Source organism: Rhizobium sp. AN80A (genome assembly GCF_030053015.1).
In the GTDB taxonomy this organism is placed as follows: Bacteria; Pseudomonadota; Alphaproteobacteria; order Rhizobiales; family Rhizobiaceae; genus Rhizobium; species Rhizobium metallidurans.
In genome coordinates this window covers 344,835-357,652 of sequence record NZ_JASJPX010000002.1, presented here as the reverse complement: position 1 = coordinate 357,652, position 12,818 = coordinate 344,835, and the positions used below count along the sequence as shown (strand labels likewise).

Genomic DNA, 12,818 nt, shown 5'->3' with positions numbered 1-12,818 from the left:
AGGCGATTGCCCAATTCAATTGACAGTTTAACTCGTTGCTAAGTTGGGGCGCTTCATCGCCCCGGAATTGTGAGGTCGAATGCGTATTGTGATGATCGGCTCGGGCTATGTCGGCCTCGTCTCGGGGGCCTGCCTCGCGGATTTCGGCCATCATATCACCTGCGTCGACAAGTCGGCCGCCAAGATCGACGCGCTAGAAGCAGGCCAGGTACCGATCTTCGAACCCGGCCTCGACACCATCATCGCACAGAACCGCGCCGCCGGACGCCTGGATTTCTCCAAGGATCTCGCCGCCCCCGTGGCCGCCGCCGACGTCGTCTTCATCGCGGTCGGCACGCCCTCGCGCCGTGGCGATGGTCATGCGGACCTCAGTTACGTCTATGCCGCCGCGCGTGAAATCGCCGCATCCGTCGAAGGCTTCACCGTCGTTGTCACCAAGTCGACGGTCCCCGTCGGCACTGGCGATGAGCTTGAGCGCATCTTCCGCGAAGAGTTTCCCGACAAGGACATCGAGGTCGTGTCGAACCCGGAATTCCTGCGCGAAGGTGCCGCCATCACCGACTTCAAGCGCCCCGACCGCATCGTGCTCGGTACCGAGGAGCCGCGTGCCATCGAGGTCATGCGCGAAGTCTACCGCCCGCTCTATCTCAACGAAGCCCCGCTCTATTTCTGCGAGCGCCGCACCTCCGAGCTGATCAAATACGCCGCCAACGCGTTCCTCGCCATGAAGATCACCTTCATCAACGAGATCGCCGATCTCTGCGAGCAGATCGGCGCCGACGTGCAGAAGGTCGCGAAGGGCATCGGCATGGACAAGCGCATCGGCGACAAGTTCCTGCATGCCGGTCCAGGCTACGGCGGCTCGTGCTTCCCCAAGGATACGCTGGCGCTGGTCAAGACCGCGCAGGATCATGACAGCCCGATGCGGCTGATCGAGACCACCGTCGCCATCAACGACAACCGCAAGCGCGCCATGGGCCGCAAGGTGGTCGCGGCCTGCGATGGCAACGTGCGTGGCAAGAAGATCGCCATCCTCGGCCTCACCTTCAAGCCGAATACCGACGACATGCGCGATGCGCCCTCGATCACCATCATCCAGGCGCTGCTCGACGGTGGTGCCACCGTCCACGTCTATGATCCCGAGGGGATGGATGCGGCGAAAGACCTGCTCGGCCCGGTCGTCTACGGCAGCGACCCTTATGAGATCGCTGAAGGCGCCGATGCGCTGGTGCTGGTCACCGAATGGGAAGAGTTCCGCGCACTCGACTTCAAGCGGCTAAAGACGCTCGTCAAGACGCCGGTGCTGGTCGATCTGCGCAACATCTATCCGATCGCCGAAGTCACGAGACATGGCTTCAGCTATCAACCGGTTGGGAGAAAGTCCGCCAGGGGATGAGAGAACCTGACTCCAGGAAGTTTCTTCTAATCGACGCCAATCTCCGAAATGGTGATTGGATCGTGGTTGGACAAATGGTTATCGCCGCAACTGGCGTAGCAATCTTCAATGGCTCGGAGTTTCAAAAACAAAGAGCAGTGACTTCCTCGTCCGCGATTACACTACCTTTCTCGTCTACTATGTGACGGCTTTCAAGCGAAACTTCCTTCCAGCTCACTCGGCGACAATTTTTAAGCTGCACGTGGCGTAGGCGATGAAACAACGTCTATGGTCTCCGCAAGCGAGCTTAGGTCAGAAAGCGGTGCAAATGGCTCAGGCTTCGCTGTTGATTTAACGTACGATTGCTGACTCCAGATTGAATGCAACGTTGCTTCGTAAGCTACTCACATTGCCTTTCCAGATCCAATAGAGGTCTGCTGAACATCTCCCTTGGCGTTTGAAATCCTAGGCACTTGCGCGGCGTGTCATTCAGCCTGTTACACAGGGAACGGATCTCCTGATCGCTGACATCCAGCACGACCGTTTCTGGCGGCAGGTATCGTCGAACACGCTTGTTTGTGTTCTCGACCGTGCCCTTCTGCCAGGGAGCCTGGGGGTCGCAGAACCAGGCGGTCGTTCCCATGCCGTGCTCGAGCTCGCGCCATGACACGAACTCCAGTCCTCGATCGAATGTCAGGCTTTGCCTGGCTTGGACGGGCAGGGGTGCGAGATGCCGGATCAACTGGTTCATGATCGGCTTCGAGCGCCGGTCATTGTTGCGAAACAGCAGAGTGTAACGGCTCTTGCGCTCCACGACGGTGGCGATGTTTGCGGCGCCATGCTCCTTTCTGAAGATCATCAGATCCGCTTCCCAGTGACCGAATTCACTTCGGGAGTTGATGATGTCAGGTCTGTTGCGAATGGCGCATTCCATTGGAAATACGAGGTTTCTTGGTTTGCGTGCATATCTCGGCCGCCGTCTGCGGCGTCGTTCAGGCAGGTGACGCGCCAATTGCTGATCCTGGCCTTCCTGCGAATAGACGTACTGATAAATTGTCTCATGGCTCAGCCGGGTGGCGGCACCACCGGCAAGCCGCAGCCGCCCGGAAATCTGTTCCGGAGACCAGCCATCCTTCAAGCGATCTATCACGGCGGCACACAGACCAGGATCCCGCAGCAGCTTGCGGTATTTGCGGCGTCGGTCGACCGCCATCCCATGTGCAGTGACGTGCCAGTATCCTTCGGCAATCGGAACGTCACGATCACGCCAGAAATTGCGTCGCAGTTCCCGGCAGATCGTCGAGCGATCGCGGCGAAGGGCGCGCGCGATCTCCGCTTGACTGATCTTCTTCTCATGCATCCGCGCGATGATGCGGCGTTCATCCAAACTCAACTGCACAAAAGAGCGGGCCATTCCATCCTCCTGAAACCATGGCCATTATTGTCCTCGTTGCATTTGAAAATTGAATCTGCCCCGGCTACATGAAATGTGGCAGCCATGTTGAAATGTCCGCCGATATGCAAAGTAGAAATGTCCGACTGGTCGCTACACGGCACACCGACCAGCCCCGATCGGAGCGGCTAATCCCGCTTGCAAGATCAGATCGGGGCGGGTGGCAAACACACCTCTTCGGCTTTAGCTTTGAGGTTATTCGACCTTCAGCTCACTCCGCGGCTGCCTGCTTCAACAGCGCCTTTTTGCGCCGCGCAATCACCGCGGGATCATTCATGAAATCCGTGCTCCGTCCCGGCTTTCGACCCCGTGGCTGGTAACCGATCTTCTCGCTATTGGTCTTGACGACCGGCGGCACATGCTGGTCCTGACGCTCCTTGACGTAAGCCAGAATATCACCGAGCCGCTTGTTCTCGGTAATTGCCGCATGCGTTACCCGCTGGTCCTTGTCGAACACCGTATAGGGTAGGGAGTATCCTTTCCAGCGTACATCGAGGCGACCATCCGCATAGGCATAGGTCTCGACATAATGGCCAACCAGACCACGCGTCACGTCGGTCTCCGCCAACATGATCCGCTTGCGTTCAAACGAAAACGTCAGCTGTGTTCCGACGTAACGCTGCTCGCGTTTACATAGGATCTCGGTCAATCGATCCGGCGCCAGATTCAGCGGCCGGTGCAAATCATCGCAACGGGCAGGGACGATGGAAAATCGCGCATTATACCGGCTCATGAAACTCGCCAGAAACGCGTTGCCAGTCTCCATGTCATCGATCCTGGCCAGTCGCAGCGCCTTGACCAGGCGATCCTGCAATGTCCGGTTCATCCGTTCGACACGACCCTTGGCTTGGCTGGAATTTGCGCAGAGAATCTCGATGTTTAGCTCGCAAAGCGCACGCCCGAACTGCGTCATGGCCTGGCCGCCCTTGGCATCCTTCCTTGCCACTCGGAACACCGAATGCTTGTCTGAATAAAACGCGATTGGGGCACCGTGCTCACGCAAATAAAGCCCTAGCGCTTCAAAGTAGGAAAACGCACTTTCCGATCGCACAAACCGCAATTGCATCAACTTGCCGGTCGCATCGTCGATGAACACCAATAACGTACACGGATCGCCACGATCTTCGAACCAGCGATGGTCGGAGCCATCAATCTGCACCAGTTCGCCATAAGCCTCGCGACGCAATCTTGGCTGATGGAAGGTCCGGCGCTGCTTGCGCGACAACCAGATGCCGGCATCGATCATCCAATGACGCAACGTCTCGCGCGACACACACAATCCATCCCGCTCCGCCAGCATCTCTGACGCGAGGGTCGGGCCAAAGTCTGCATAACTTTCCCGGACCAGCGTCACCGCGTAATCCCGAACGCCGTCGCTGATCCGGTTGTTCGATGGACGTCCGATCGCCTTGTGGCGGATCGATGCGGCTCCTCCAATGCTCATCCGGGTCAACAATCGGCGCACCTGGCGCGTGCTCACGTCAAGCACATGCGCCGCCGTCACCCTCGTCATACGGCCAGCCGCCACCTTCGACAAAACCTCGATCCGCCGCAGATCCCGCTCGCTCATCGCTATCAATCCCATCTGCTCGTCTCCGCGTTATCAAACGCGGGGAGTGTGACACTCTAACTTTGCCAAATTAGGACATTCTAACTTTGCGGCTACATGAAAAGATCGCATAAGATAGCTTATGGAACTAATTCGATCGCGCCGCTACAGGCATCCTGGTCCTGACCTAGTCGCTGGTTGTCGCGTCCAACGAGACAAGCTACGGGCGAACGATTGATTGGATTCGTCCAGCCAAATCCTCGACTGAGCTCCCTAGCATAATCGCCACTTTTGGCCCCATAACCAGCGTCCCGTTGAATTCCCGCGTCGCCTTATCGCTCTCGAACAGCCGACCAACGTCAACGCCACGTAAAACTTTTGTCCACATCGCGCGTTTTCCTCAGAGACAACACCATTAGGACGCGCACATGCCCCGCCAACCCAACTTCGAACTTCTCGCCAGGTCAGGCTACGCCGCCCGCGGGATCGTCTTCCTTCTCGTTGCCGGGCTCGCCCTTCTCTCTGGAGTAGCGGGAGGAAAGGCCGACACGAAATCAGCAGTTTCCACATTACTCGAGCAACCGTTCGGTCGGGTCTGGGTCGGCCTCATAGGTCTTGGTCTGCTCGGGTTCGTGGCTTGGCGCCTCGCGCAATCGCTAGCAGACAGTGACGGTCACGGAACCGATCGAAAGGCAATCGCCATCCGGATTGCCATGCTCGGCAGCGCTATCACCTATCTCGGCCTGGCTGGTTATGCGCTTGGCCACGCGTTTTCGAAAGCGAGCGGTAGCGAGGGCTCAGGAGAGAAAGGCCTCGCCCAATGGGTCATGTCGCAGCCGTTTGGATCTTATATCGCCATCTTGATCGGCATCGGCTTCATCGTTGGTGGCGTGGTGACATCGGCGAAGGGCCTGACTAGAAAATTCGAAAAGTACCTGCGGCTTCCGAATGCCAAAGGTGTCGTCGGCATGGTCTGCATCTATGGCCTGGTGGCGCGTGGCGTCGTCTTCGCGATCACTGGTGTGCTATTCGCGTATGCTGGCTTCACAGTGGATCCCGAGCAGGCTGGAAGTATCTCCGAGGCCTTGTCATGGCTGAGGCAGCTACCGTTCGGATCTATCGTCTATGTGGTCGTCGCAGTTGGCTTGGCGGCTTTCGGCATATATAACCTTGTTGAGGCACGATACCGGATCGTTCGAGGGCCATCGGTTGGTGATGTCAAACGCGCGCTGCCAGTTTGAGGCATCCGAAGCTTAGGCCCCTGAAGAATTCGTCGAATAGGTACTAGCGATGTCGGAAGGTAGAACCATGGAAGCAGAGCAGGGGTCCCCTCACCTCTGGTCCCTGCCCCATGGTTTCCGATCTGCTTGAACCTCTTCTCCGGGAACTCTTGGCTGAGCCGTTTTTGATCATGCCGCCAACGAGCTTTCTCTGGAACCTGCTGACACGTCCCGCGAATTTGAACGTGGCCATGCTTCCTGACCGCACCCTGGCGACAATGAGAGACAAGGAACAAATCGTGCCCTAGTGCTTTAGAGTACTGAATTGTTCAAGGGAATATTACGATGCCAAACGATCAAAAAAACGATCCAGCTCTCGCGCCGTCCGCAGATAGCCCGGCTCAAAACCGAGCGAAACTGCGATTTGGACGAGCTGCCATCTGGATAGGGATAGGCATCGCGATTTTCGCGTTCGTCGGTTATATCGGCATCGGAATATATGGCGGATATCATGCGGCTGGATAACGGCCGAGCCTGTCTAACGGCCTGTACGGCAGTGATTTCAGGCTGCCGACTACTGTCATGTAGCGCGACCGTTGCACCGCCCACTCGTCATTTTGCTCAAGGAGCATCGCACCGACGAGCCTGACAATGGCGTCTTCGTTCGGGAAGATGCCGACGACATCCGTCCGCTTCTTGATTTCTCCATTGAGACGTTCGATGGGATTCGTGGAGTGAAGCTTCGTCCAGTGTTGCTTCGGAAAACTCATATAGGCCAGGACATCGTGCTCGGCCTCATCCATGATCGCAGCGAGTTTGGGCACTTTAGGGCGGATTTGATCGGCGACATTGCGCCATTGGCTGCTTGCGGCCTCCAGGGTCTCCTGGGCGAAAGCTGTTCCGATGAAGGCGGAAACAACCCGCCTGCCACTCTTGCCTGCATGGGCCAGCACATTGCGGGCGAAGTGGACCCGGCATCTCTGCCAGCTAGCGCACAGGACCTTGGAGACGGCAGCCTTGATGCCCTCGTGGGCATCGGAGATGACCAACTTAACGCCGCGTAGGCCTCGTCGCGTCAGCTTGCGCAAGAACTCTGTCCAGATCGGCTCAGCTTCTGAGGTCCCGACCTCCATACCGAGGACTTCTCGTCGACCATCGGTGTTGACGCCCACCGCGATGATGGCGGCAACAGAGATGATGCGACCACCGCGCCGCACTTTGAGGTAGGTGCCGTCCACCCACAAGTACGGCCAGTCGCCCTCGATTGGCCGATCGAGAAAGGCTTTGACCTTGTCATCGATCTCTTCGCACAGGCGGGAAATCTGGCTCTTTGAGATGCCGCTCATCCCCATGGCCTTGACGAGATCATCTACGGAACGCGTCGAGATGCCCTGAATGTAAGCTTCCTGGATAACAGTTGTCAGCGCCTTCTCGGCCATGCGGCGTGGCTCGAGGAAGGTTGGGAAGTAGGACCCTTTACGCAGCTTTGGGATACGCAGCTCTACCGTACCTGCACGGGTCTCCCAGTCACGGTCGCGATAACCGTTGCGTTGCGCCAATCGTGATGGGCTCTTCTCACCGTGGGCCGCGCCAGTTGCAGCGCTAACTTCCAATTCCATCAGTCGCTCAGCAGCAAAACCGATCATGTCGCGCAGAATATCCGCGTCCGGGGTCTTCTCCACGAGCTCGCGTAGGTCCATTATGTCGTTGGTCATCGATGTATCCTTCGTATCTGGTTGAGTGTCAGCAACCCAACCATACCGGAGATTATCGATGACCGCCCGCAAAGCCGCTCACTCGCTACAGCGCGCTAAGGGCGCGCTCGCGAGCGGCTTTGCTACCGTCGACTTACACCACGCTACGGGGCACGATCGCTAGACGGGATTGCTCGTATTCAGAATCCCCTTTTTGACCGAGCGAGCTACCCCGACACTCAGGTGATATACTCGACGAACTCAACCCAAATTTCCGGACTATCTTAGGCCGGAGCGGGTCGCGCTGCGAAGCATACCAGCCTAGCGCTGCCTGAAGGCACCAAAAATCCGAAGCATTCAGCGCCATCTTGACGCGTCCGCAGCAATCTTCTGTTCGCGAAAAGCTTGATTCTGGAGAGGGTGACGCCGAAGAAATCCTCGTGCCGGTGCTGGTCAAAGAGGTGCTCGGTGTGAGCCTCGATGAACTGGTCATCGACCGCTCTTTTGATCTTGAGCAGAATCGCTACTGGTAATGACAGTGTCTTGGCGCAGCCTCTGTGCCATGTCGGCGATGGTCTGCATGCCAACATTGGCGGCAGCCCCTTTCAGGGAATGAAGCTGTTGGTCAATGCTTTCCGGTCTCCACCGCGCATATGTCGGCTAATATCAGAGAGGATGGCGGCGGCATCGCTGAAGAAGGTATCAAGCAGATCGGCGAAGACATCCCTGCCGAGGACATCGACGATTTCCTGCTCCCTGCTGAAGCTGCTGGCGGTCGAAATGGGTGATCGTGGAAGATCCGCTGGCCCATGACGCCATCACTATAGAGCGAGATTGGTCTGCTCCCTTGGTGACCGGATAGGTTTCGATCGCTCCGGCAGTCACTCCATCGCCAATGACCGATACATGGCCAAATTAAGCACTCGAAAGACTGTGTTGGGGTCGGAGAGCTACATGACGCGTCCACGCATAAACGCCGAAACGGGGTATTATGGTGCAAGACCGACGCCGTAGCGCTCCGCCGTTTCCCATAACCAGTCCTGATCGAGATCGGTTTCGCGCGTAACCTCAACGATCGCGCTCCCGGCCCTGTCGAAGATCGCGAAGCACAATTCCTCATCGTCATGCCTTGAATAGTAGGCGATGCCGTCAGCTGTCACCGGATGCTTCGACAGAGCCATGGACCATGCCTGCGGCGCATTATACGGCAAGCCTCCGTGGGTCACTTCCGCCGTAGCTCCTAACCGTGCAAGACCAGGTCCGGTCATGCGTATGAGGGAAAGGGGACGGCTGGTCGCAATCTGAACATAGGCTTTCCTGCTCAGGAGAGCGGTGTCGATCAGCGTCCTTCCGGGGGTGCGTAGAAAGCTTTCCGCGAAGGCACCCGCCGTGTTCTCTGAAACATAAAGAACACCGTAGGAAGCATCCGGCGCGTTGAAACGACCGAGCGTCGACGTGTCGAAAAAATCGGGTCGTACGCCGCCGTGTAGAAGCGGCCCAACGTTGTCCCCGCGGGAATATCGACCAAAAGCGGGTCACGCGCGTCAAGGTCATGCGGAGGAAGCGGTACCGTCACGCTCCCTGCTCGCCATGTCTCTTGGCTGCGTCGACGACAGTCGTCACCTCACCTTCCTTTAGGAGGTCGATCGGCTTACGTCCATTCAAGCGACTATCGGAATTGATAAGAAAATTGAGGACTGTCCAAGGGTTCGTCGTCCGCAATGCATCGCGCACGGCTTTGAGTCCTGGCACGACTGATCCGTCGCGTGTGAATTGAGCGGTCGGATAGCTGCGTCGATTGCTTGGGCCGGGCACAGCGATCAAAGAACCTTCCTGCACGCGTCTGTCGACCGCCTGCCGGGAAACACCGCGCATCAATGTGCGCACCTGTTCCAAATCATAAGCTCCACCTGCATGCCGCAGGTCTTCCTGGGCGATGCGGATCCCCGCAAGGACTGCGCGGCTTCGCGCGTCGGGCTCGAACGCACTCTTGTCTATGAGTGGCAAGGCTTTCTCTTGCGCTTTCGCTGGATTACGGGCGACCACTTCCGCAACCCGCGTAACGCGATCACGAAATGTCTCTTTGATCTTTGCGGCCGTTTCAGGCCGAGTGGAAACGATTGCGATCTCGGCGCCGGCGGGTAGTTCAAGCCCTGCGAACGCTTTAGCCGCCCCACGCTTCACAGTGAACATCGTCATAACGTCTTTGGACGACGTGCGCTTCGCCCTTGTGGAGCGCAGATGCGATTTGGGTAGCGGTTTCGTAGCCATGGTCCGGACCTCCGATGCTTTGAATATAAGCGCCAAAGCAACTTTGTCAACTAAAGCAACGTCGACACTGTCACGCGATCCTTCAAGGCACGCCTTCAGCACCTGTTGGTTGCATGACACCAGAACGCTCACGAGCCCAGTTTGATTGAGTACTACTAACCTCGCCGCACCATCGATTTCGCGATCTCGACGATACCATCCCGAGACGCCGTCGGATCCTCTTTCGACCAGGCAATGCCAAGCCCGATCTTGAAGTCGATCCCCCTGACCTTCTTAAGCACGAAGCTGCGGTTCGGGATATCGGTTGTCCACTTCGGTGCGAAGCCGATGCCAAGACCGGCAGATCGTATTCCTCGAACCTCCCGTTGAAATACCGTTCGGTGTAGGAGAGGTTCTGCCGATTGAAGGCGATGATCTTCTGATCGCGTAGGTCCTCGATCGAGATTTCGTTGAGGGAAGCCAGCGGATTGCTTTCGGCAACCGCCAGAAGATAACGTTCATGGGCAACCGAGAAGAAGCGCAGCGATCAGATGTTCTCGACCGGTCTGATGAAACCGAGGTTCAATTGTCCGGTCTCCAGTCCGCGTATAATGTCCCCTGTGTTGCCTGAAGCAACGTGAATGCGGACGTCGGGAAACTTTCGGGCGATCTTGCCGAGGAACAGGGGCAGCATGCCCATGGTGGCTGGATAGACGGTACCGATCTTGATCTGGCGGATGCGACTGCCGCCGGCGGCCCGCGTCAGCTCGGTCGTCAGCTCCATCTCGCTGAGGATGCGAACGGCACGATCGTAGAAGGTCTCCCCTGCCCTCGTCAGCTCAACCCGACGTGTGGAGCGGATGAACAACGGACAGCCGAGTTCCCGTTCCAGCGCCATGACATGATTGCTGAGCGCTGGCTGGGCGATGTTCATCTTGATCGCGGCCCGCCCGAAGTGAAGCTCCTCGGCGACCGCTCGGAAAAGAGATAGTTGGCGCAGTTCCATGATCATTGCCCCTTTAAATCCTCAGCGGGGAGGAAAAGTAATGGTCAGCCGATGCAGTTGAGGACAAAATGAGCGATAATCCTGATCCGCCTAAAATCAACAAGGGTAGCCTCCAAGAACTGATTGGGGGCCTGAGTGATGGTATCATCCTTGTTGAACAGGGTGGGCGGATAACCTGGGCAAACGCCGCGGCGATCGCAATGCATCGCGCTAGCAGCATCGATGAACTCGGTGGTGACGCAAGAGGATATCGTCGGGCGTTCACCTTGCGGTATCGAAACAATCATCCTCTCGAGGAAGGCCAATATCCGATCGAGAGACTTCTCGCTGGCGAGACAATCGACGATGTGACAGTCGAGGTATCGCCGGCGGCCGATCTTGACATGGTCTGGGTGCACACCGTTCGCACGATGTTCATCACCGACGCTAGCGACAAGCCCGACGCACTGGCCCTGATCATCAGAGATGAGACCCCGCGTTTTGAAGCAGAGGAGCGGTTCGAGCGATCATTCAATGCCAATCCCGCTCCCGGCCTGATTTGTCGGCTCCACGATCAGCGTTTCATTCGGGTCAACGAGGGATTCCTGGAGATGACGGGCTTCACCAAGGACGATGTCATCGGCAGGAGCGTGGAAGCCATCGGTCTATTCTCAAACTGCGAAACCGCGGAAGATGCACTGTCTAAACTGAACGAGGGGCGGGTGATACGCCACCGCGAAGCCTTGGTTCCGTTGCCCGACGGCGGCGACCGGCTTGTGATTGTCGCCGGTGAACCTATTTCCGTGGTCGAAGAGCCTTGTATGCTGTTCACCTTTGCCGACCTCGATGCCAGGCGAAAGGCGCAGAACGCACTTCGTCAAAGCGAAGAGCGGTTCTCCAAGTCGTTTCGGCTGTCGCCTGCCCCGGCTGCAATCTCACGGCTCGAAGACTTCGTGTTCACCGAGGCAAACGACGCCTTTCTGGAGATCTCGGGTTACGAGCTGACGGAAGTTGTCGGCCGGACCGCTGGCGAGGTCCGGCTTTGGGATGATATTGCCGCTAGACGAGCCGTGGAGCAGAAGCTGCGCGATAACATCTTCGTTCGAAACGAACCCATGCGGCTGAAACAGAAGGACGGTGATTTCGCGGACTGTCTTGTGTCCGCCGAGCGGGTCGAAATCAATGACGAGCAGTGCGTGGTCTGGGCACTCCAGGATGTGACGGAACGCCGGCGCAGCGAGGCTCAACTCGTCGAGGCGATCGAAAGTGTAATGGCCGATACGTCGTGGTTCAGCCGCTCCATTGTAGAGCGCCTCGCGACCCTCAAGCAGGGTTCGACGGTTCCGACGAAAGCACTGCTGGAACTCAGCGAACGAGAGCGGGAAATTCTCGGTCTGATCTGTAGCGGGCAAAGCGATGCCGAAATGGGCGAAACGTTGCATCTCTCAAGAAATACAATTCGAAATCACGTCGCTTCCCTTTATGCGAAGATCGGTGTTAACCGCCGGGCTGCCGCGGTCATTTGGGCTCGGGAGCGCGGCTTCACGGCACCCGATCCAAAATCTCGGAAGCGGCCCGAGCGAAGGCCGAGAAAAAAGTGAGATCTCACCTCCAAAAAAGGTCACGGGATACCAATCGCACTAGTACTTTCAGCTCTGAATTTCTTCCGATCGCGGTTCTATCTCCTTCTTCATGACGCCGAAATACCCGGGGTCAATGATCGAAACACTGTCTAAGGAAAGGCCGCATTATGGATAAGAACCGTATCGAAGGTGCCGCGAAGGAACTTAAGGGCACGATCAAGGAAGTTGCTGGGAAGGTCACTGGCAACGAGAAACTTGAAGCGGAGGGCAAGGTCGACAAGGCCGCTGGCCAGGTGCAGAGCACCGTCGGTAAAGGCAAGGACGCCGTTAAGGATGCGTTGAAGTAAGATTCCGCGATCGACCGGCTCGCCGCGAAGGCGAGCCGTGGTCGTCCAATAAGGATCAACCCGATGCTTTTTCAATCTTTCGCAAGCGCGGCGACCGTCGCGGATCACATTTCGACTATTGAGGCGATCAAGTGCGTTTTGGCGTACACCCATGGCCTGGAAGACTGCCAGATCGAAGTCGAAGTCGTCGACGGCTCCATCATGCTAGCCGGCACGGCGTCGTCGCAAGAAGCCGCACGCGTGGCGAGCGCGATCGCCGCCGACTTCACGTCGAGACCGGTGCTTTGCGGTCTGCGGGTCGCGCCCACATCCAAGCTCGCGTGAAGCCGGTCGTGCGACCTAACACGCTTTAATCTCGAACA

11 protein-coding genes and 2 pseudogenes are annotated in these 12,818 nt (G+C 57.5%); 7 read left to right on the top strand and 6 right to left on the bottom strand.

Going from position 1 to position 12,818, the window contains the following annotated elements; genetic code table 11:
* Positions 1-79: 79 nt before the first annotated feature.
* Positions 80-1,396 carry a UDP-glucose/GDP-mannose dehydrogenase family protein gene (locus tag P3R82_RS08145; RefSeq protein ID WP_283193663.1) on the top strand — a complete coding sequence of 439 codons (1,317 nt, stop codon included), beginning with the start codon at positions 80-82 and terminating at the stop codon, positions 1,394-1,396.
* Between the two features lie 379 nt (positions 1,397-1,775).
* Here P3R82_RS08145 and P3R82_RS08140 read toward each other — a convergent pair whose 3' ends face one another.
* Both P3R82_RS08140 and P3R82_RS08135 read right to left on the bottom strand, forming a co-directional pair.
* Positions 1,776-2,789, bottom strand: coding sequence for an IS30 family transposase (locus P3R82_RS08140; protein ID WP_283193662.1), 1,014 nt, complete (start codon positions 2,787-2,789; stop codon positions 1,776-1,778).
* A gap of 250 nt (positions 2,790-3,039) precedes the next feature.
* A complete protein-coding gene (locus P3R82_RS08135; protein WP_283193661.1) occupies positions 3,040-4,413 on the bottom strand; it encodes an ISNCY family transposase in 1,374 nt (457 codons plus the stop codon).
* Positions 4,414-4,805: 392 nt separating this feature from the next.
* Between P3R82_RS08135 and P3R82_RS08130 the strand changes: the two genes are divergently transcribed.
* On the top strand, positions 4,806-5,618 hold the full coding sequence (locus P3R82_RS08130) for a DUF1206 domain-containing protein (protein ID WP_283193660.1): 813 nt from the start codon (positions 4,806-4,808) through the stop codon (positions 5,616-5,618).
* A gap of 488 nt (positions 5,619-6,106) precedes the next feature.
* On the opposite strand, the gene P3R82_RS08125 is transcribed toward P3R82_RS08130, so the two are convergent.
* Positions 6,107-7,312 carry an IS256 family transposase gene (locus tag P3R82_RS08125; RefSeq protein ID WP_283193659.1) on the bottom strand — a complete coding sequence of 402 codons (1,206 nt, stop codon included), beginning with the start codon at positions 7,310-7,312 and terminating at the stop codon, positions 6,107-6,109.
* Between the two features lie 347 nt (positions 7,313-7,659).
* On the opposite strand from P3R82_RS08125, the gene P3R82_RS08120 reads away from it, so the two are divergent.
* Entirely contained in the window at positions 7,660-7,824 is a 165-nt protein-coding gene (locus P3R82_RS08120; RefSeq protein WP_283193658.1) for a hypothetical protein, read from the top strand.
* Positions 7,825-7,944: 120 nt separating this feature from the next.
* Positions 7,945-8,079 (top strand): hypothetical protein, encoded by a 135-nt coding sequence (locus P3R82_RS08115; RefSeq protein WP_283193657.1) that lies wholly within the window; start codon positions 7,945-7,947, stop codon positions 8,077-8,079.
* Positions 8,080-8,280: 201 nt separating this feature from the next.
* Here P3R82_RS08115 and P3R82_RS08110 read toward each other — a convergent pair.
* The 3 genes and pseudogenes from P3R82_RS08110 to P3R82_RS08100 all read right to left on the bottom strand — a co-directional run.
* Positions 8,281-8,679 (bottom strand): annotated as a pseudogene (locus tag P3R82_RS08110) (RES family NAD+ phosphorylase); the annotation flags it as partial.
* Between the two features lie 184 nt (positions 8,680-8,863).
* Positions 8,864-9,562, bottom strand: a complete 699-nt coding sequence (locus tag P3R82_RS08105) for a hypothetical protein (protein WP_283193656.1) — start codon at positions 9,560-9,562, stop codon at positions 8,864-8,866.
* Between the two features lie 155 nt (positions 9,563-9,717).
* Positions 9,718-10,547 (bottom strand): annotated as a pseudogene (locus P3R82_RS08100) (LysR family transcriptional regulator).
* A 68-nt stretch (positions 10,548-10,615) separates the two neighbouring features.
* On the opposite strand from P3R82_RS08100, the gene P3R82_RS08095 reads away from it, so the two are divergent.
* The 3 genes from P3R82_RS08095 (at position 10,616) to P3R82_RS08085 (ending at position 12,780) form a co-directional block, all read left to right on the top strand.
* Complete coding sequence (locus P3R82_RS08095) at positions 10,616-12,127, top strand: helix-turn-helix transcriptional regulator (RefSeq protein WP_283193655.1); 1,512 nt, start codon at positions 10,616-10,618, stop codon at positions 12,125-12,127.
* Positions 12,128-12,276: 149 nt separating this feature from the next.
* A complete protein-coding gene (locus P3R82_RS08090; protein ID WP_111565435.1) occupies positions 12,277-12,456 on the top strand; it encodes a CsbD family protein in 180 nt (59 codons plus the stop codon).
* 63 nt (positions 12,457-12,519) lie between these two features.
* Complete coding sequence (locus tag P3R82_RS08085; RefSeq protein ID WP_283193654.1) at positions 12,520-12,780, top strand: hypothetical protein; 261 nt, start codon at positions 12,520-12,522, stop codon at positions 12,778-12,780.
* Positions 12,781-12,818 lie beyond the last annotated feature (38 nt).